This is a genomic window from Actinoplanes sp. NPDC049265, from assembly GCF_043197135.1.
Classification (GTDB): domain Bacteria; phylum Actinomycetota; class Actinomycetes; order Mycobacteriales; family Micromonosporaceae; genus Actinoplanes.
Window position 1 is genome coordinate 74,752 of the sequence record NZ_JBICSP010000016.1, and the last position, 19,896, is coordinate 94,647.

The following is a 19,896-nucleotide window of genomic DNA, read 5'->3' on the forward strand; positions in this document are numbered from 1 at the left end:
GCCGGCCGCCGTCGTGGTCAGGGCCGCACGCCGCTTCCGGCTCGAAGGCCGAACTCACCCGCCAGCTGCCCGATGCGGTCCAGTGCCGTGGCCCGGGCCGGCGAGCGGGCCGGCAGCAGCGCCGCGTACACCTCCCACATCTCCAGATCGTCCGCACCCCACGCCGACCGCACCCAGGTCTCGACCAGCCGGTGGTCGCCCGCGCGGAGCAGCGCGTCCCGCAACCGGGTTTCGAGCCCCCGCCGCAACCGGACCACGCCCGGGGCATCCGACGACGGGAGCAACGGTCCGGCGTACCCGGAAAGCGCCTCGGCCACCCGGCCCTGGCCCAGCAGCGTGGCCACCCGGCCGAGGTCGGACGCCAGGTCGGCGTGCAGGCGATAGGGGCGGGAGTCGAGCAGCGACGGGCCGAGGGTCCGGCGCAGGCGGGACAGCTCGGCCCGGACCGTGACCGGGTTCAGATCGTCGTGGTAAAGGTCGAGGCTCAGCTGGTCGCCGGTGCGTCCCTCCGGATGTTCCAGCAGCAGGACGAGCAGCTCCGAGTGGCGGCGGCCGAGCCGGACGCGTTTGCCACCGATCGTCAGCAGCGCCTCGTCGCGGCCCAGCACCGTCACCGCGGGCGCGGTGGCCGACGGCGGCCGGTGGGTGCTCAGGTAGGCCTCGGCGGCCAGCGCGGTCGCGCGTACCAGAGCCAGGCTGTGGGGGTTGGCCAGATGATCGCCGCCGGTCACGTCGATGGCGCCCAGCAACCGCCCGGTGCCCGGGTCGTGGATCGGGGCGGCGGCGCAGGTCCAGCGCTGCACCGGCCGGCTGAAGTGCTCGGTGGCGAAGATCTGCAGCGGATGGTCGACGGCCAGCGCCGTGCCCGGGGCGTTGGTGCCGGCGTGGGCCTCGTCCCAGCGGGCGCCGGGCACGAAGTTCATCGCGTCAGCCGCCCGCAGCACCGACGCCGTGCCCTCGACCCAGAGCAGCCGCCCGGTCGCGTCACACACCGCCATCAGGTGATCGCCGTCCTCGGCCAGCCCGCCGAGCAGGTCCCGGAAGATCGGCAGCACCCGGGCCAGCGGGTGCGCGGCGCGGTAGCTCTCCAGGTCGGCGTCGGCCAGCTCGATCGGCGCGGTGCTGTCCGGCGTGATCGCGTCGGCCGACCGCCGCCACGACTCGGCTACCACGCTCCGAATCCCCGGCCCGCCGATCCGATGGTCCCCGGCGACGAACCGCTCGTGCGCGCGCCCGACCTGCCGGATCCGCTCAGCCGGATCGGCACCCAGATCAAGGGCGAGCCACGGGTTGGCCATGCCCCCCATCGTGACCCGCATCACGCCTTTGAACAACCGCAGTAACCTCCGCTGAATGGATTGGCCGGAAAACGCCGACGAGGCGTACGCGATCCAGGACGAGCTGCGCGCGAAACTGCTCGATGGCCCGGTCCCGCACGCACCGACGAGCTTCGCCGGTGTGGACGTGGCCTACGCCGACGACCGCCTGGCCGCCGCCGTGGTCGTGCTCGGACCGGACCTGTCCGTCCGGGAGACAGTGGTGGCCGTAGGGGTGCCCGCCTTCCCGTACGTCCCCGGGCTGTTCGCCTTCCGCGAGCTTCCCGCCGTACTCGAAGCCTTTGAACGCTTGAAAGAACCGCCCGATGTGGTGATTTGTGATGGCCAGCCGGTCTATGTCTCGGCCGGCCACCGGATGGACCTGGCCACCGCCTGCGCGCTGACCCTGCACCTGACCAAGCGATATCGCCTGCCCGAGACCACCTGCGCGGCCGACCACGCCTGCCGGGCGGCGTGTAGAACAGGTGCGCGGTTGCCGCCTTTCCGGTACCCGTGCTCCGTTAGTCTCGCGACAGGACCCCCAGGGCTGAGGAGCGAGCATTGTCTGATCTGTCGCAGATCGTCAAGGCGTACGACGTTCGTGGCGTCGTCCCCGACCAGTTCGACGAGGCGGCGGCCCGGGCGCTGGGCACCGCGTTCATCGAGATGCTGCGGGAGTCCGGCGACGACGCGGACCGGATCGTGATCGCCCACGACATGCGGGCCAGCGGCCCCGCGCTGGCCGGCGCCTTCGCCCGCGGCGCCAACGCGGCCGGCGCGGCCGTGCTCAACATCGGGCTGGGCTCGACCGATCAGCTCTACTACGCGTCCGGCGCGCTCAACCTGCCGGGGGCGATGTTCACCGCCAGCCACAACCCGGCCAAGTACAACGGCATCAAGATGTGCCGGGCCGGCGCGCGGGCGATCGGGCAGGACAGCGGCCTGGCCGTCATCCGCAGGCGGGCCCAGGACCTGCTCGGCGACCTCGGCCTGGTCGCCGACGGCCCGCAAGAGGTGGAAGAGCGCGACCTGCTCGCCGACTACGCCTCGCACCTGCGCTCGCTGGTCGACCTGTCCGGCATCCGCCCGCTCAAGGTGATAGTCGACGCCGGCAACGGGATGGGTGGGCACACCGTCCCGGCCGTGCTCGGCGACCAGGTGCTGGCCGCGCTGCCGCTGACCGTCGTGCCGCTCTACTTCGAGCTCGACGGCACCTTCCCCAACCACGAGGCCAACCCGCTCGACCCGGCCAACCTGGTCGACCTGCAGGAGGCGATCCGCACCCAGGGCGCCGACATCGGCCTGGCCTTCGACGGCGACGCCGACCGCTGCTTCGTCATCGACGAGAACGGCGACCCGGTCTCGCCGTCGGCCATCACCGCCCTGGTGGCCAAGCGTGAACTGGCCAAGTTCCCGGGCAGCACGGTCATCCACAACCTGATCACCTCATCGGCCGTGCCCGAGATCATCATCGAGAACGGCGGCAAGCCGCTGCGTGCGCGGGTCGGGCACTCGTTCATCAAGGCCGAGATGGCCCGCACCAACGCGGTCTTCGGCGGCGAGCACTCCGCGCACTACTACTTCCGCGACTTCTGGTACGCCGACACCGGCATGCTGGCCGCCATGCACGTGCTGGCCGCGCTGGGCGGGCAGGACCGGCCGCTGAGCGAGTTCGCCGCCGAGTTCGAGCGCTACGCCGCCTCCGGCGAGATCAACTCGACGGTCGACAATGCCAAGGCCAAGACGGCCGAGGTACGCGCGGCGTTCCCGGACGCCACGGTCGACGAGTTGGACGGCCTGACCGTGACCCTGCACGACGGCGCCTGGTTCAACCTGCGGGCCTCGAACACCGAGCCATTGCTGCGGCTCAATGTCGAGGCGGCCAAGCCGGACCGCATGGCCGCCCTCCGCGACGAGGTGCTGGCCATCGTCCGAGGTTAGGATCTGCTGGTTGCCCTGATCCGCCACGCCGTAAGGGAGCCTTTTTCCGTGGCCCTCGATCCACAGTTGCTGGACATATTGGCGTGCCCGGACACGCACCACGCGCCGCTCACGCACGACGCCGACGCGCAGACCCTGACCTGCACCGAGTGTGGGCGGGTGTTCGAGATCCGGGACGACATCCCGATCCTGCTGCTCGACGAGGCCCGCCGGCCGGGGGAGACCGCCTGATGAGCAGTCCACTGGAGGGCTCGGCCGGTGTCGCCGGCCACCGGAACGTCGATGAGTCGCTGCTCGACAACGAGCAGGCGATGCTCGACAGCGACCCGGGCGGCATGCTCCGGGCCACCGCGTCGGCCGGCGCTCAAGTTCGCGAGGCCGCCGCGCTGGCCGCCGAGGCCGACCTGTCCGCCCTGGCCGACGAGGGCCGCCCACGCGCGGTCGTGGTCGCCGGCATCGGCACCGCCGGCCTGACCGGCAACATCCTCTCCACCGTCGCCGGCCCGCGCTGCCCGGTCCCGATCGTCGGGCACCGCAGCGCGGCCCTGCCGGGCTGGGTCGGCGCCGCCGACGTGGTGATCGCCGTCTCCGGCAGTGGCCGCAGCCCGGAGGCGCTGGCCGCGGCCGACGCCGCCGCCCGGCGGGGGGCCCGGCTGGTCGCCATCGGCAGCCCCGACTCCGAGTTGCAGGCGATGGCCGAACGCGCCCGCGCGCCGTTCATCCCGGTGCCGCGCCGTGCCCCGGCCCGGGCCAGCCTGTGGGGGCTGACCGTGCCGGTGTTGTTCGCCGCGCGCAGCCTCGGCCTGGTCAAGGTCAACGAGGCCGACGTGGCCGAGACCGCGACCCGGCTCGACGCGGACGCCGAGCGGTCCCGCCCGGGCGCCGAGTCGTTCGTCAACCCGGCCAAGGCCCTCGCGCTGGGCCTGGCCGGTTCGGTGCCGGTCATCTGGGGCTCGTCCCCGCTGGCCACGGTGGCCGCCCGGCGCTTCGCCGACACGCTCGCCGCCAACGCCCGTTACCCGGTGATGGCCGGGTCGCTGGGCGAGGCCGGCCGCGGCCGGGTCGGCCTGCTCGACGGCGTGTTCGGCGGGCTGGCCGAGTCGTCACGGGACATCTTCGCCGACCCGGAGGACGCCGACGACGAGGCGGCGGTGACCCGGCTGCGGCTGGTGATCTTCCGGGACGGCGGGCTCAACCCCGAGGAGGACGCGGACGAGCCGATCGCCGTCGAGGAACGCCGGGCCGACGCCGTGCAGACCCTGGCCGAGCGCCGCGGCGTGCGCTGTGACGTGCTCGTGGCCGAGGGCGGCTCCACCCTGGAACGGCTCGCGTCGCTGGTCGCGGTGCCCGACTTCGCCTCGCTCTACCTGGCGCTGGCGCACGGGCTCGACCCGATGGCGGTGCCGGCCATCGACGAGATGAAGGAACTGAGCAACCCGAAGCCGGAGGGGCGGGCGTGAGCGCGGGCGGCGGCACCAGGGCGATCGTCGCGGCCCTGGCCGCCAACCTGGGCATCGCGGCCACCAAGTTCGTCGCCTGGCTGCTGACCGGCTCGTCGTCGATGCTGGCCGAGTCGATCCACTCGGTCGCCGACTCCGGCAACCAGGCGCTCCTGCTCATCGGCGGCAAGCGGGCACAGCGCAAGGCCACCCCCGAACACCCCTTCGGGTACGGGCGAGACCGCTACATCTACGCGTTCATCGTGTCGATCGTGCTGTTCAGCGTCGGCGGCCTGTTCGCGTTGTACGAGGCCTACCACAAGATCCAGCACCCGGAGGCGATCGAGAGCTGGCAGTGGGTCCCGGTGGTGGTGCTGGTGATCGCCATCGGTCTGGAGGGCTATTCCTTCCGTACGGCGATCCACGAGTCGAACCACACCCGCGGCAAGACCTCCTGGGTGCAGTTCATCCGCCGGGCCAAGGCCCCCGAGCTGCCGGTCGTGCTGCTCGAGGACGCGGGTGCGCTCATCGGCCTGGTGTTCGCGCTGTTCGGCGTGGTGCTGACCCTGATCACCGACAACGGTGTCTGGGACGGTGTCGGCACCGCGGCCATCGGCCTGCTGCTGGTCACCATCGCGGTCATCCTGGCCGCCGAGACCAAGAGCCTGCTGCTCGGCGAGGGCGCCACCCCCGAGGACGTCCGCAAGATCGAGCAGGCCTTCCTGGCCGGCGAAGGCGTCGAGCGGATCATCCACATGAAGACGCTCTACCTCGGCCCGGAAGAGCTGCTGGTGGCGGCCAAGATCGCGGTGCCGCGGTCGGAGCGGGCGGACGAGATCGCCGCGCACATCAACGAGGCCGAGGCCCGCATCCGGGCCGCCCTCCCGATCGCCCGGGTGATCTACATCGAGCCCGACATCTACCACCCCGGTTCGGCGCCGCCGGCCGGGGCGCAGACCGCCGACGCCGCTGCACCCACGGCGCACGCCTGATGAGCGGCGTGCACCGGCTGACCGGGGTGGTCCGGCCGTACGCGTGGGGTTCGCGGACCTTCCTGGCCGAGCTCCAGGGCCGGCCCGCACCGGCCGACGCGCCCGAGGCCGAGCTGTGGCTGGGCGCCCACCCCGGCGACCCGTCCACGGTGGCCGGGCACGACGGGCCGGCCGGCCTGGCCGACGTCATCGCGGCGGACCCGGCCGGGCAGCTGGGGGCGGCGTCGGTCGACGAGTTCGGGCCGCACCTGCCTTACCTGATGAAGGTCCTGGCCGCCTCGGCCCCGCTCTCCCTGCAGGCGCACCCCGACCTCGACTACGCGCGCAAGGCGTTCGCCGCGCAGGAGGCCGACCCGTCGCTGCCGCGCAACTACACCGACGCCAACCACAAGCCCGAGATGCTGGTGGCGCTCACCCCGTTCCAGGCCCTGTGCGGCTTCCGTGATCCCGCCGTCTCGGCCTCGGTGCTCGAGTCGTTCGAGGTCCCGTCGCTGGCGCCGGTGGTAGCGGCCCTGCGTTCCGGCGTCGCCGGCCTGGCCGAGGCGGTGCGCCTGCTGCTCACCTGGCCTGCCGAGGACCGTGCAGCCCTGGTCGCGGCGGCCGGCGCGCCGCTGGCCCGGCGCCTGGCCGAGCACTACCCGGGCGACCCCGGCGTGCTGGTCGCGCTGCTGCTCAACCACGTGACGCTGCAGCCGGGCGAGGCGATCTGGATGCCGGCCGGCAACCTGCACGCCTACCTCGAGGGCGCCGGTGTGGAGATCATGGCGGCCAGCGACAACGTGCTGCGCGGCGGCCTGACGCCCAAGCGGGTCGACGTCGACGAGTTGCTGCGGGTGCTGCGTTTCGAGGTGCTGGACGACCCGATCCTCCCGGCCACCGAGCTGGCGCCGGGCGTCTCGACGTGGCGGGTGCCGATCCGCGACTTCGCGCTCTACCGCCTGGAGTTGTCCGGTTCCCGCCCGCCGACACCGGTGCCGGCCGAGGGCCCGCGCATCATCCTCGGCGTCGAGGGCGACGCGTTCGTGGCCGAGGGGCACGGCACACCGGTCGAGGTCACCGCGGGCACGGCCGCGTTCGCCGCCGCCGACGCCGGCCCGATATCAGTCGCCGGCACGGGCACGGTCTTCGTGGCCGCACCCGGGCTCTAGAGTCGCCGCTCCGCGATCTGGGGTGGCCGCTCCGCGATCTGGGGTGGCCGCTCCGCGATCTGGGGTGGCCGCTCCGCGATCTGGGGTCGCCGCTCCCGCCGCATCGGGGTCGCCGCTCCCGCGACGACCTGGATCATTCGGCGAACGCCTTTTTCTTGCACGCCAGGAACTTGGGCGACCCCGCGTCGCCGTTCGGGCCTACCTCGGTGAGCCCGAACTCTCCGGTGTCCGGGTCGGGCGAGGTCAGCTTGTAGCCCGCCCCTTTGGCACACTCGTACCATTCGCGCTGGTTGTCCGTGAAGCTCGCCGGGTCGGTGCGCTTCTGGTGGTCGTCGTACGCCTCCGGCTGCTTGTCCAGGCAGGCTTCGAGAACCTTCTTCCCCTCGGGGTAATCGGCCGGCCGGACGCCCTTCTGCAGGAGCGGGCCGGCGTCGTTCTTCCACTTCGGACCACCCTCGGCGACCAGGCAGGCGACCCACGGTTCGCTGATCGCCTCGCGCTCCTTGTCGGTCGCGCCGATCGGGTACACCGGCCGCTCACCGGCGGCCGTGGCCGGTGCGCTCGACGGCGCCGGGGTTCGCAGTGAGGCGACCCGGGGCGGTTCGGCGTCCGGCCCGGAGCAGCCGGCGAGCAGGATGACGAGCCCCAGGGCGTAGCGGCTCAGCCGCATCTGGTGTGACATGGCGTGGACCATCACAGACGGATGTCAGATTCCTGTTGGGCCTGGTTCACATGACGCATGTCCGTCGTCCGTGCGTAGACAGCTGTTCTACGCGCGCACCGACGCGTACCCCTGGGGGTTGGCGATCTTGATTCTGGCGTCGTGGTGCTGCTGGTGATGCTGCGTATTCACAGCACTCGCGACGAAGGCAAAAAAACATAAATTTCCGGATTTGCTTGACATGTGCCTTTGCGCAGTGTGAAGCTACAAACACGCAGCGTCATTGGTGATCGGGGGGTCCCACGGACGCGCGCGGTACCAAACCGGGGGGATGAACGGGGCGGCAGGTCTTTGACCTGTCGCCCCGTTCGCTGTCCGGAGTACTTCAACCCGACGACCGCAGAAATATGGCCCCCTCCACGCCGCTGGAGGGGGCCATACCAAACTCCGGCGGTTGCCGCCACCGGTGGTGCTTTCACTTTCATTAAGCACCCCGTCACCTCCCGTCTGCAAGTGCATATGGTGCTATGCAAGTTGCAGAACGTATCCATCCCGGTACGGTGTTCGCGTGGCGAGGCCGACATCAACGGCACGACGGGAGCTAGGCGACGAACTGCGTCGTCTGCGGGGAGAGCGGCGGGGCGCGTCCGTGGCCCAGTTGCTGGGCTGGTCGGAGTCCAAGCTGAGCCGGATCGAGACCGCGCGTACCGGCATCAGCGAGCCCGACCTGGACCGTCTGCTCAGTACCTACGACGCGCATCCGGAGATCCGCGACCGGCTCCATCACCTGGCCCGGCGCGGCCGCGACCGGGTGTGGTGGACGCCGTACCGCTCGTCGGTCCCGGCGCCCTACGACGAGTTCGTCGCCCTCGAGGCCGAGGCCATCGCGCTGGAGGAGTGGGAGACCCAGATCGTCCCGGGCCTGCTGCAGACCGATGAGTACGCCCGGGCCGTGATCGAGGTCGGCGCCGGCATCAGCGATCCTGAAACGATCCAGCGTCGCCTCGCCCTGCGCATGGCCCGGCAGACCGTGCTGGTCCGTGACCCGCCGCCGCGGCTGACCGTGGTCCTCGACGAGTCGGTGCTGCATCGCGAGGTCGGCGGCCCGGGTGTGCTGCGCCGCCAGCTGCAGCGGCTGCGCGAGGCCAGCCTGCGTCCCGCCGTTGAACTGCTGGTCCTGCCGTTCTCGTCCGGCGCGCACGCGGCCCAGCCCGAGTCCTTCATGATCCTCGAGTTCGCCGGCAACGCCCGCGGCCCGATCGTGCACAGCGAGGGCCTCACCGGCGGCGTGTTCCACCTCAAGGACGACGAGGTCCGGATCTTCCGGGAGGCGTTCGACGACGTACGCGCCCGGGCCCTGGACGCCGAGCGCAGCCGCGAGCTCATCACCCGTTCGGGGGAACGACTTCGCCGACCCCTGCCTCGTTCTTCAGGATGAACTGTCGAATCTCTGGGGAGGGATGTCTTGTCCGACAATCTGATGTGGCACAAAAGCAGCCGCTCCGGCGCCGCCGGTCACTGCGTGGAGGTCGCGGAGACGCGGACCGCCGTGTACGTGCGTGACTCGAAGGACACCGCCGGCCCGATGCTGCGGTTCGCGGCGCCCGCCTGGGTCGCCTTCATCAACGGTGTGCGGGACGGTGAGTTCGACCGCACCTGATCATGGGCGGTCCCGGCTGTCCGGGGCCGCCTGTTCATTTACATCACACCTGGCTTGACGGGTGGGGCCTGACGATGCCTAAGGTATGGCGAACCTAAGTTAGGAATGCCTTAGCAAAGAATCGTCAAGCAAAGGAACCGTCATGCTCGCCACCTACCTCATCGGTCTTCGTGAGGGGTTGGAAGCCACACTGGTGGTCAGCATCCTGATCGCGTTCCTGGTCAAGTCGGAGCGCAAGGACCGTCTGATCCAGGTCTGGGCCGGTGTCGGCCTCGCCGTCGCCCTCTCCGTCATCTTCGGCTGGTTGCTCAGCTACACCTCGACCACGCTGCTGCAGAAGTACGAGCACCGCGAGCTCTTCGAGGCGATCACGTCCATCGCGGCCGTCGGCTTCGTCACCTGGATGATCTTCTGGATGCGCCGGGCCGCCCGGTCCATCGCCGGTGAGCTGCGCAGCAAGCTGCAGGACGCGCTCAAGGTCGGCTCGATCGCGGTGGCCGTGATGGCCTTTCTGGCCGTGGTCCGCGAAGGCCTCGAGACCTCGCTGATCTTCTACTCCGCGGTGCAGGGCGCCGCCGGCAACAGCGGACCGTTGGTGGCCCTGCTGGGCGGGATCCTCTCGGCCGTCGTCATCGGATTCCTGATGTACGCCACGGCGGTCCGGATCAACCTGACGGTCTTCTTCACCGTGACCGGCGCCCTGCTCATCCTGGTCGCCGCCGGCATTCTCAAATACGGCGTGCACGACCTGCAGGAGTCCAACGTGCTGCCCGGGCTCAACCACCTGGCCTACGACATCAGCGGCACGCTCGACCCCAGCGCCTGGTACACCGCGCTGCTCACCGGCATGTTCAACATCACCCCGACCGCCACCGTGCTCGAGGTGATCGCCTGGATCGCGTACGGCGTCCCGGTCCTCCTGATCTTTCTTGCCCCGAACATCAAGCGAACCCCGGCGCCCGCGCCGCAGAATTAGGAGAGTCATGCGACGCCTCATCGTTGTCTCGGCGGTCGGCGCCCTCGCCCTCGCCGGTTGCGGCGGCACCTCGGACGAGCCGGCCGCCGGTGGCGAGAAGGGCGGCCCGATCACGGTCGCCGCCAACGACACCGCCTGCGAGATCGCCCGGGGCTCGGCCGACGCCGGGACCAGCGTCTTCAACGTCACCAACAAGGGCCAGAAGGTCACCGAGTTCTACGTGTACGCGCCCGGCGACCGAGTGATGGGCGAGGTTGAGAACATCGCCCCCGGGCTCTCCCGTGAGCTGCACGTCGAGCTGCCGGCCGGGTCGTACGAGACCGCCTGCAAGCCGGGCATGATCGGCAAGGGCATCCGGGCCGCGTTCACCGTCTCGGGCTCGTCGGCCCCGCTGACCGACGACGCCGCCCTGGCCGCGGCCACCGACAGCTACGCGCGGTACGTGAAGAGCCAGACCGACGCCCTGCAGACCAAGACCGAGGAGTTCGTCACCGCGGTCAAGGCCGGCGATGTCGACAAGGCCAGGGCGCTGTTCCCGGTCGCCCGCACCTACTGGGAGCGGATCGAGCCGGTGGCCGAGATCTTCGGTGACCTGGACCCGCGGATCGACGGCCGCGAGGAGGTCACCGAGGAGGGCATGAAGTTCGGTGGCTTCCACCGCATCGAGAAGGACCTGTGGGCGGCCAAGCCCGACATCTCCTCCGACGGCCCGATCGCGGATCAGCTGCTGACCGACGTCAAGGAGATCGTGACCAAGGCCCAGGCCGAGAAGCTGTCCCCCCTGCAGCTCGCCAACGGCGCCAAGGGCCTGCTCGACGAGGTCGCCTCGGGCAAGATCACCGGCGAGGAGGACCGCTACTCGCACACCGACCTGTGGGACTTCAACGCCAACGTGGAAGGTTCCAAGGCGGCCATCGCGGCCCTGCGCCCGGTGCTCGAGGAACGCGACGCGGCCCTGGTCAAGACCCTGGACACCGAGTTCACCAACGTCGACACCGCGCTGGCCAAGCACCGCGCCGGGGATGGCTGGAAGCTGCACAACCAGCTGACCCAGGCCGACCTCAAGGAACTCTCGGACGCCATCAACGCCCTGGCCGAGCCGATCAGCAAGGTCGCCGCGGTGGTGTCGAAGAAATGACCGACCAGCAGGGCGTCTCCCGCCGGCGAGCGATCGCGCTCGCCGGCGCCGGCGTGGCCGGGATCACCGGTGCCGCCGCCGTCGGTGGTGCCTTCCTGGCTCAGCGCGAGGAGACACCCGGCCCGGACGCGACCGGCGCGATCCCGTTCGACGGCGCGCACCAGGCCGGTATCACCACAGCCGCGCAGGACCGGCTGCACTTCGTCGCCTTCGACGTCATCACCAAGGACCGCGACCGCCTGGTCCAGATGCTCAAGGACTGGACCGCGGCGGCCCGCCGGATGACCGCCGGGCAGGACGCCGGGCCGGTCGGGGCGATGAACGGGATCGCCGAGGCGCCGCCGGACGACACCGGTGAGGCGTCCGGGCTGCCGCCGTCCGGGCTGACCGTCACCGTCGGGTTCGGGCCGTCGGTGTTCGACCGGTTCGGCCTGCGCGCCAAGCGACCGGCCGCCCTGGTCGACCTGCCCAAGTTCACCGGCGACGCGCTCGAGGCGGCCATCTCCGGTGGCGACATCGGGGTGCAGGCGTGCGCCAACGACCCGCAGGTGGCCGTGCACGCCATCCGCAACCTGGCCCGGATCGGGATGGGCGTGGTCAGCGTGCGGTGGTCGCAGCTCGGCTTCGGGCGTACCTCGTCGACCTCGAAGGCCCAGGCCACCCCGCGCAACCTGTTCGGGTTCAAGGACGGCACCCAGAACATCAAGGCCGAAGAGGCCGACCTGCTCCGCGACCACGTCTGGGTGCAGGACGGCGACGGACCGGACTGGATGACCGGCGGCTCCTACCTGGTCACCCGCAAGATCCGGATGCTGATCGAGACCTGGGACCGCTCGTCGCTGGCCGAGCAGGAGGCCATCGTCGGCCGGCACAAGGGCAGCGGCGCGCCGATCGGCCAGGCCGGCGAGTTCGACGAGATCAACCTGACCGCCCAGGACGATCAGGGCGAACCGCTGGTGGCCGAGACCGCGCACGTCCGGCTGGCCCACCACTCGGCCAACAACGGCGCCCGGATGCTTCGCCGCGGCTACAACTTCGTCGACGGCTCGGACGGGCTCGGGCGGCTCAACGCGGGACTGTTCTTCATGGCGTACCAGCGCGACCCTCGTAAGTCGTTCATCCCGGTGCAACGAAGTCTGGCCGCGCGGGACGACATGAACGAGTATCTGCGGCACGTCTCCAGCGCCGTCTTCGCCTGCCCGCCCGGCCTGACCAGCGCCGCTGACTACTGGGGAAGCGGCCTCTTCGCGGCATGATCGACCCCCGGGTACCACGCCGCTGGAGGAGACAGTGCAATATTGGACCGCATGAGAGCCCGTGTCCTCGTTGTCGATGACGATCCGGCGCTCGCGGAGATGCTCGGCATCGTCCTGCGCAGCGAGGGATTCCTGCCGTCGTTCGTGGCCGATGGCGAGCGTGCGCTCGCCGCGTTCCGCGAGAGCCGTCCGGACATCGTGCTGCTCGACCTGATGTTGCCGGGCATGAGCGGCATTGACGTGGCCCGGGCCATCCGCACCGAGTCGGGCATCCCGATCGTCATGCTGACCGCCAAGAGCGACACCGTCGACGTGGTGCTCGGCCTCGAGTCCGGCGCCGACGACTACGTGGTCAAGCCGTTCAAGCCCAAGGAGCTGGTCGCCCGGATGCGGGCCCGCCTGCGCCGGGGCGAGGACGCCGCGCCCGAGATGCTGACCATCGGGCCGCCCGGCAACCAGATCACCATCGACGTGCCGGCGCACACCGTCTCGCGGGACGGCGCCGAGGTGAAGCTCACGCCGCTGGAGTTCGACCTGCTGGTCGCCCTGGCCCGCAAGCCGCGCCAGGTGTTCACCCGCGAGGTGCTGCTGGAGCAGGTCTGGGGCTACCGCCACGCCGCCGACACCCGGCTGGTCAACGTGCACGTCCAGCGCCTCCGGGCCAAGATCGAGCCCGATCCGGAACGCCCCGAGATCATCCTCACCGTCCGTGGGGTCGGCTACAAGGCCGGCACGGGGTGACCCTTCCGGGGCGCTAATGTTGCCTCGCTATGCGCGCTCCTAGCTGGCTTCCGATGCCCGTTCGCCGCACCCTGCGGGTGGTGCGGCGTTACTGGCGTGTGTTCCTGCGCCGGCTCCGGGTGTTCCTCGCGCCGGCCCGTCGCCAGTGGCGCCGCTCGCTGCAGCTGCGCGTCGTGGCCATCACCCTGGTCGCGTCCAGCCTGCTGGTCGGCGCGTTCGGCTGGCTGGTGGCCTACCGCAGCGCCGACATCCTGCTCGACCGGGCCCAGGACGAGGTCCTCTCCCAGGGCCGCAACAAGCGCGCGGTGGCCCAGGAACAGCTCAGCGTGCACGTCTCGGCCGTCGACGCCACGCTCTCCCGCACGCTCAACGAGACGATCAACCTGCTGGCCGACGGCGACCCCTCGGCCAGCAGCGGCGCGGTCGTCTCGATCCAGTCCAGCCACTTCGCCACCATCCGCCCGGTCATCTCGGCCAACCTCGACACCGCCGAGCTGATCACCCCCGAGATGGTCCAGGAGGTGGGCGGCAACAGCGCCGAGGCCACCCAGATTCGCACCGCGCGGGTCGACGGCGTCGAGACCAAATTCCTGGTGTACGGGACCCCGGTGCCGACCAACTTCGGCCACCTCGAGCTCTACTACCTGGTGCCGCTGACCACCGAGGACCAGGCCGCCAACGAGATCCGGGCCACCGTGCTGGCCACCGGCGCCGCGCTGGTGCTGCTCCTCGGCGTGGTGGCCGCCCTGGTCACCCGCATGGTGGTGACCCCGGTGCGGGTGGCCGCCCGGACCGCCCAGCGGCTCTCGGCCGGCCTGCTCGACCAGCGGATGAAGGTGAGCGGCGAGGACGACCTGGCCCTGCTGGCCGCCTCGTTCAACCAGATGGCGGCCAACCTGCAGCGGCAGATCGTCCGGCTCGAAGAGATGTCCCGCCTGCAGCGGCGGTTCACCTCCGACGTGTCGCACGAGCTGCGGACACCGCTGACCACCGTACGCATGGCCGCCGATCTGATCTTCTCCGAGCGCGAGGAGTTCGATCCGGCCGTGGCCCGCAGCGCCGAGCTGCTGCAGGCCGAGCTCGACCGCTTCGAGAGCCTGCTCACCGACCTGCTCGAGATCAGCCGCTTCGACGCCGGCTTCGCCGCCCTGGACGCCGAGCACGCCGATGTCACGCCGATCGTCGAGCGGGTCGCCGAGGGCCTGGCCGGCCTGGCCGAACGGGTCGGCGTCACGGTCGAGCTGCGCCTGCCGGAGAGCCCGGTGATCGCCGAGATCGACCCGCGCCGGGTCGAGCGGGTGCTGCGCAACCTGGTCGGCAACGCGGTCGAGCACGCCGAGGGCAGACCGGTGCTGGTCACCGTGGCCAGCGACGACGCCGCGGTGGCGATCACCGTGCGCGACCACGGGGTGGGCCTCAAGCCGGGGGAGGAGCGGCTGGTGTTCAACCGGTTCTGGCGGGCCGACCCGTCCCGTGCGCGGCAGACCGGCGGCACCGGCCTGGGCCTGTCGATCAGCGTCGAGGACGCCCGGCTGCACGGCGGCTGGCTGGAGGCGTGGGGTGCGCCGGGCGAGGGCTCCCAGTTCCGGCTGACCCTGCCCGTCCGGGCCGGTGACCGGCTGGTGGCCGCGCCGCTGCCGCTGATCCCGCGCGACCGTGAGCTGCCGCCGTCCGAACCGGCGGAGGTGACCCGGTGAGGCGCCGCCCGCTCGTCGCGCTCGTCGCCACGGCCACGCTGCTGGCCGGCGGCTGCGGCATCCCCGACAACACCGAGGTCCGTCCGCTCAAACCCGGACCGGTCTCGGGCGAGGTCAGCGCGAACGGCCCCGCCCCCGACCGGGTGTTCCGGCTCGACACCACCAACGTCAAGGAGTTCGCGAGCAACGTCCTGGCCGCGGGGGGGGGGGGGGCCCCCCCCCCCCCCCCCGCGCCGGGGCGGGGGCCCCCCCCCCCCCCCCCCCCCCCCCCCCACCCCCCCCCCCCCCCCGCCCCCCCGCCCACACCCCCCCCCCCCCCCCCCCCCCCGACCGCCCCCGCCCCGGCCGGGTGGGCCCGCCCCCACACCACACCCGCACGGGGGGGGGGGCCCCCCCCCGGGCCGGGGGGGGGGGGGCCCCCGCCCCCCGCGGCCGAGCGGATGAAACAGTTCCTCAGCCCCGACGCCGGCGCCAACTTCAAGCCCTCACCCGACGGGATCCGGGTGATTCGCCCGGTCGGCGAGCCACAGAACAACCCCGACGACCCGGTCGTCACGATCAAGTTCCGCGAGGTCGGCCTGCTCAAGCAGGACGGCGTGCTGGAGCCGTCGGACAACCCGGCGGTGCAGACGCTGGCCCTGAAGATCGGTGAGGTCGGCGGGCAGAACGGGCTCTTCCTGCTGACACCGCTGCCCGGGGTGCTGATCAGCGATCAGGCGCTGGGCCGCTACTACAAGCGGCAGCCGATCTACTTCTGGGACGAGGACCACACCGGCCTGGTGCCCGACGTGCGCTACCTGCCGCTCGACCTGCCCGAGGCGCAGCGGCCGAGGCAGATCCTCGACTGGCTGACCAACGGGCCGAGGCAGGACTGGCTGGCCGGCGTGGTCGAGCCGCTGCCCCAAGGCACCAAGCCGATCGGCAACGTGCCGGCCATCAACAACCAGACCCTGCAGATCAGCCTGTCCGGGCAGGCGTTGCCCGACAAGGACGCGGCCGCCGCGCTGCAGCGGTTGCAGCAGCAGTTGCGCTGGTCGCTGCGGCCGCTGCCGAACACGCTGGCGCTCAACGTCGAGCATCAGGACTACACCTTCTCCGGTGACGACTACCTGACCGCCAACCCGGCCTACCAGCCGGAGGAAGCGCAGCGGTTCGCTCTCTACAACAAGCAGATCGTCCGGCTCGCGCAGTCCTACCGGTCCGGCGACCCGGTCCCGATCATCCGGTCGCAGGACAACCGCAACATCCGGTCGGCGGCGCTGGCCACGGCCGGCTCCCGGTCGTACGCGGCCCTGGTGGTCGAGGAACCCGGCGGCCGGCTGGCGCTCAAGGTCGGCGCGACCGGCGCGGGCGACACGGTCACGCTGACCCGCAAGCGGCTCTCCGGCACGATCGGACGCCCGGTCTGGGCCACCTCCCCGATCGGCGCCGACCCCGGCACGTACGGCCTGATCCCCATCAACGGCGCGCTCTACAGCTTCCCGGCCGACGGCTTCCGCACCCGCGAGCGCGGGCTCACCGTGGTCGACTGGCCGGGCGGTGCGCCGGGCGGCATCACCTCGGTGGCCGTCGCGCCTGACGCCCGCCGGGTGGCGCTGATCGCCGGCGGTGCGCTCTACCTGGCCGGGCTGGACACGGGCGACGGCGGCCTCAAACTCGTCTCGCCGCACGTGGTCCGGGCCGAGCTGGAATCGCTGACCACCGTCACTTGGAGCACCGAGGACTCGTTGGCGCTGGCCGGGCTCAAACCCGGCAGTCAGCGGTACGCGATCATGGAGGTGACGATCGACGGCGCGGCCCAGAACTTCCGCCAGGACGACTTCTCCTCCACCGCGGTGACCGACCTGACCTCCCGCCCGGCCAACCCGGCCCGCAGCGACGACTCCGGCGCGGTGGCCTACATGGTCGGCGGCTCGGCCTACGACGACCAGCGGACCGGCAAGATAACCGTCAAGGATCTGGCCCAGACGGTCACCGACCCGCCCCCCAACATCGTGCCGACCGCGCCGTTCTTCCTCAATTGAGCGTTCTGCGCGAGCTGGCCGACCTGGTCCTGCCGGGCGGGTGTGCCGGCTGCGGCGCCGAGCGGGTGCCGTTGCGGCACGGCGCCTGTGCGACCTGCGTGGCCGAGGTGGAACAGCTCCGGCCCGGCGTGGCCACGCCGGAGCCACCGCCGCCCGGGATGCCGCGGTGCGTGGCCGCCGGCACCTACGGCGGGGCGGTGCGCGGGATGCTGCTGGCCTACAAGGAGCACGGGCGGCACGCCCTGGCCCGGCCGCTGGGCGCCGTTCTGGCCGCGGCGGTGGCCGAGGTGGCGCCGGCACGGCCGGGGCCGTTGCTGGTCGTACCCGTGCCGTCGACCGTGGCCGCGCAGCGTGAGCGCCTCGGTGATCACATGGCGCGACTGGCCACCCACGCGGTGCGGCGTCTGCGCCGGTCCGGGTGGGACGCCGCAATGGCGCAACCGTTACGTGCGGCGCCGCGGCCTGACTCCGCGTCACTGGGCGTGTCGGCACGGCGAGTGGCGGCTGAGAATTCCCTGCGAATCCGGAAAACCCGAATCGCCGTTCCGACCCGCCGGACCACGATGAGGAGCACCCTGGTGGTCGTGGACGACATCGTCACCACCGGGGCCACGCTGGCCGTCGTCACGGCCCGGCTGGAGGAGGCGAACATGCAGGTGACAGGAGCTGCGGTCATCGCCGCCACCCGGCTGCGCCGGACCCCGCCGCCCCGGACCGCCGGCCGTCCGCCCCGTGGCGGGGCCGGGACCTCGCGCCATGCGGGTGGTTCCCCGAACGAGGGGTGACGTGCGGGCGTCGGCAGGTTAGCGTCGTCATGACCAGGGTAGGTCTCTGCTCCTACCCACTACCCGAAACGAGGTTTCTCCGCAGTCACGTTCTGAACCAACGTTGGGGGAGGTCACGAGTGGACATTGTCGTCAAGGGCCGCAACGTAGAGGTTCCCGAGCATTACCGGGAACATGTCGCCGAGAAGCTGAGCAAGGTCGAACGATACGACCAGAAGCTGATCAGGGCCGACGTGGAACTCTTCCACGAACGCAACCCGCGGCAGTCAGAAAAGTGTCAGCGCGTCGAGATCACGGTCATGACCAGGGGTCCCGTGGTTCGCGCGGAAGCATGTGCGAAAGACTTCTACTCAGCCCTGGACTGCGCCATCAGCAAGCTGGACGCCCGGTTGCGCCGCGCCGCCGACCGCAGACGCGTCCACCGTGGGCGTCACGCCCCTGTCTCGGTGGCCGCCGCTACCGCCGGCCTGCCCACCGACCTGCCGAGCTTCGAGCCGCCCGCCCAAGAGGCGGAGCCGACGCTCGCCGCCGCGCTCGTGGAACACGATGACACGCAGCCGTGGCGCATCGTCCGGGAAAAGGAGCACCCCGCCGACCCGATGACCGTGGACGACGCCCTCTTCCAGATGGAGCTGGTCGGCCACGACTTCTACCTGTTCCACGACAAGGAGAGCGGCCGGCCCAGCGTCGTCTACCGCCGTCGCGGCTACGACTACGGCATCATCTCCTTGGAACAGACCGGCTGATTTCGCCGCCGCCATGATGACGCGCGGTGTGCCGCCGTCCGCCTGGTGTGCGGACGCGGCACACCGGTTACCCGGCGAGACGCGTGGAGCGGTGCATTTCGTCGACGATCAGCCCGCTCCGCCCTAACCGACGGCGGCGTTCAGGACGTCCCGAGGTAACAGGACGAACTGGATGTCATCCTGGCGGGTGCCGTTGATGCCGGGCAGCCGCGAGAGCATCAGGCCCTCGGGGCGGAAACCGGCCCTGATCAGCACCCGCTGGGAACCCACGTTGGTCGGCATCGTGCCCGCGATCAGGCGGGCGATACCGGTCTCGGCGAACGCCCACAGCGAGAGCAGCCGGGCCGCCCGGGTGGCGTAGCCCTTGCCGCGCCACTCCGGCATCAGGCTGTACCCGATCATCGCCTGACCGGTGCTGGGCTCCTGATTGAACAGGCCCATCCCGCCGGTCGGCGTGCCGGTGGCCGTGTCGACGACGACCAGGTCGACGCGGATGCCGGCCAGCCAGTAGGCCTCCGCCGTGGTGCACCGCAACCGGCTCTTCTCCGCCGACGGCGTCACCGGCGGCACAGTCGTCGCCACCACGTCGGGCACCGTGTGCAGGGCCATGTAAAAGGCGAGGTCCGCCGCACCGAGCGGGCGCAGCGTCACCACGCCGTCGGTCAGCTCGCCACCGGGGAAGTCGGGCAGCAGCCGGGGCACCGGGCCGGGCGGGTCGCCGGCCACCCGGGCGTGCACGACCGCGTCCTGGCGGGCGCCGGTGCCGTCGCTCAGGGCGCTGCGGCGTACGCCCTCACGCTGGAACCCGGCCGCCATCGCCACCCGCTGGGCGATGGCGTCGGGCCAGGACGCGAGCAGTTCCAGCCGGGACCAGCCGCCGTCGGTGCAGGCCCAGTCGCCCAGGGCGGTCAGGGCGGCGGTGGCGACGCCGCGGCGGCGGTCGTCCGGGCGTACCCAGAAGAAGGTCTCGGTCTGGCCGCGGGACGCGTCGCGGTGATCGAGCGCGATGGCGCCCAGCAGGCGATCGGTCTGCGGATCGGCGATCGCCCAGGCCCCCGCGCCGGTCGCGCCCCAGCGGCCGGCCGGTTCGTCCCAGCCGTCGATCAGCTCGGGCAGCTCGGCCTCGGCGAGCGGACGGAGGCGTACCCCATCGCCATTGATTTCTCGAACACTCACGCCGCGACCGCCTCGTTCGTCGTCACCATCGAACCACCCCACAGTCGTAACGGCTGCCGTCCGGCGAAGGGACTGCCTCGGGCAGCCTTCCACGGTCGAGCGGCCTTTTCGGCGACCCGCCGCGCCCGTCCCGGCCTGCCTCCGCCATCCTGCTCGCGGCCGCGTACGGCGCGCCAACCGAAATTCCCGGCTCAGCTTTC

At 71.5% G+C, this 19,896-nt stretch carries 18 protein-coding genes and 1 pseudogene; 16 read left to right on the plus strand and 3 right to left on the minus strand.

Going from position 1 to position 19,896, the window contains the following annotated elements; genetic code table 11:
* Window positions 1-17 precede the first annotated feature (17 nt).
* Entirely contained in the window at window positions 18-1,298 is a 1,281-nt protein-coding gene (locus ACGFIO_RS31765; protein ID WP_392831725.1) for a GAF domain-containing protein, read from the minus strand.
* A 55-nt stretch (window positions 1,299-1,353) separates the two neighbouring features.
* Here ACGFIO_RS31765 and ACGFIO_RS31770 point away from each other — a divergent pair.
* The 6 genes and pseudogenes from ACGFIO_RS31770 to manA form a co-directional block, all read left to right on the plus strand.
* Window positions 1,354-1,764, plus strand: a pseudogene (locus tag ACGFIO_RS31770) (endonuclease V); the annotation flags it as partial.
* A gap of 113 nt (window positions 1,765-1,877) precedes the next feature.
* A complete protein-coding gene (locus ACGFIO_RS31775) occupies window positions 1,878-3,257 on the plus strand; it encodes a phosphomannomutase/phosphoglucomutase (protein WP_392831726.1) in 1,380 nt (459 codons plus the stop codon).
* 48 nt (window positions 3,258-3,305) lie between these two features.
* Complete coding sequence (locus tag ACGFIO_RS31780; RefSeq protein WP_392831729.1) at window positions 3,306-3,488, plus strand: Trm112 family protein; 183 nt, start codon at window positions 3,306-3,308, stop codon at window positions 3,486-3,488.
* A complete protein-coding gene (locus tag ACGFIO_RS31785) occupies window positions 3,488-4,717 on the plus strand; it encodes an SIS domain-containing protein (RefSeq protein WP_392831730.1) in 1,230 nt (409 codons plus the stop codon). The genes ACGFIO_RS31780 and ACGFIO_RS31785 overlap by 1 nt, the downstream gene beginning before the upstream one ends.
* Window positions 4,714-5,688, plus strand: a complete 975-nt coding sequence (locus ACGFIO_RS31790; RefSeq protein WP_392831733.1) for a cation diffusion facilitator family transporter — start codon at window positions 4,714-4,716, stop codon at window positions 5,686-5,688. Before ACGFIO_RS31785 ends, ACGFIO_RS31790 begins: the two co-directional genes overlap by 4 nt.
* Window positions 5,688-6,836 (plus strand): mannose-6-phosphate isomerase, class I, encoded by a 1,149-nt coding sequence (gene manA / locus ACGFIO_RS31795; RefSeq protein ID WP_392831734.1) that lies wholly within the window; start codon window positions 5,688-5,690, stop codon window positions 6,834-6,836. Before ACGFIO_RS31790 ends, manA begins: the two co-directional genes overlap by 1 nt.
* 133 nt (window positions 6,837-6,969) lie before the next feature.
* Here manA and ACGFIO_RS31800 read toward each other — a convergent pair whose 3' ends face one another.
* Entirely contained in the window at window positions 6,970-7,518 is a 549-nt protein-coding gene (locus ACGFIO_RS31800; RefSeq protein ID WP_392831736.1) for a hypothetical protein, read from the minus strand.
* 547 nt (window positions 7,519-8,065) lie between these two features.
* Here ACGFIO_RS31800 and ACGFIO_RS31805 point away from each other — a divergent pair.
* The 10 genes from ACGFIO_RS31805 (at window position 8,066) to hpf (ending at window position 18,520) form a co-directional block, all read left to right on the plus strand.
* Window positions 8,066-8,935 (plus strand): helix-turn-helix domain-containing protein, encoded by an 870-nt coding sequence (locus tag ACGFIO_RS31805; RefSeq protein ID WP_392831738.1) that lies wholly within the window; start codon window positions 8,066-8,068, stop codon window positions 8,933-8,935.
* A 27-nt stretch (window positions 8,936-8,962) separates the two neighbouring features.
* Entirely contained in the window at window positions 8,963-9,157 is a 195-nt protein-coding gene (locus tag ACGFIO_RS31810; RefSeq protein ID WP_392831739.1) for a DUF397 domain-containing protein, read from the plus strand.
* Between the two features lie 142 nt (window positions 9,158-9,299).
* Window positions 9,300-10,133, plus strand: a complete 834-nt coding sequence (efeU, locus tag ACGFIO_RS31815; RefSeq protein WP_392831742.1) for an iron uptake transporter permease EfeU — start codon at window positions 9,300-9,302, stop codon at window positions 10,131-10,133.
* Between the two features lie 7 nt (window positions 10,134-10,140).
* Entirely contained in the window at window positions 10,141-11,271 is a 1,131-nt protein-coding gene (gene efeO / locus ACGFIO_RS31820) for an iron uptake system protein EfeO (RefSeq protein WP_392831744.1), read from the plus strand.
* Complete coding sequence (gene efeB / locus ACGFIO_RS31825) at window positions 11,268-12,527, plus strand: iron uptake transporter deferrochelatase/peroxidase subunit (RefSeq protein ID WP_392831746.1); 1,260 nt, start codon at window positions 11,268-11,270, stop codon at window positions 12,525-12,527. Before efeO ends, efeB begins: the two co-directional genes overlap by 4 nt.
* A gap of 51 nt (window positions 12,528-12,578) precedes the next feature.
* Window positions 12,579-13,268, plus strand: coding sequence for an MtrAB system response regulator MtrA (gene mtrA, locus ACGFIO_RS31830; protein ID WP_364318935.1), 690 nt, complete (start codon window positions 12,579-12,581; stop codon window positions 13,266-13,268).
* 53 nt (window positions 13,269-13,321) lie between these two features.
* Window positions 13,322-14,965: an MtrAB system histidine kinase MtrB gene (gene mtrB, locus ACGFIO_RS31835; RefSeq protein WP_392831750.1), complete on the plus strand. Its 1,644-nt coding sequence runs from the start codon at window positions 13,322-13,324 to the stop codon at window positions 14,963-14,965.
* 440 nt (window positions 14,966-15,405) lie between these two features.
* Entirely contained in the window at window positions 15,406-16,989 is a 1,584-nt protein-coding gene (locus tag ACGFIO_RS31840) for an LpqB family beta-propeller domain-containing protein (RefSeq protein ID WP_392831753.1), read from the plus strand.
* Window positions 16,986-17,774, plus strand: coding sequence for a ComF family protein (locus ACGFIO_RS31845; RefSeq protein ID WP_392831755.1), 789 nt, complete (start codon window positions 16,986-16,988; stop codon window positions 17,772-17,774). The genes ACGFIO_RS31840 and ACGFIO_RS31845 overlap by 4 nt, the downstream gene beginning before the upstream one ends.
* 119 nt (window positions 17,775-17,893) lie before the next feature.
* Window positions 17,894-18,520, plus strand: a complete 627-nt coding sequence (hpf, locus tag ACGFIO_RS31850) for a ribosome hibernation-promoting factor, HPF/YfiA family (protein ID WP_392831757.1) — start codon at window positions 17,894-17,896, stop codon at window positions 18,518-18,520.
* Between the two features lie 123 nt (window positions 18,521-18,643).
* Here the strand turns inward: hpf and ACGFIO_RS31855 are convergent, their stop codons facing one another.
* On the minus strand, window positions 18,644-19,696 hold the full coding sequence (locus ACGFIO_RS31855) for a GNAT family N-acetyltransferase (RefSeq protein WP_392831759.1): 1,053 nt from the start codon (window positions 19,694-19,696) through the stop codon (window positions 18,644-18,646).
* Window positions 19,697-19,896: the final 200 nt, after the last annotated feature.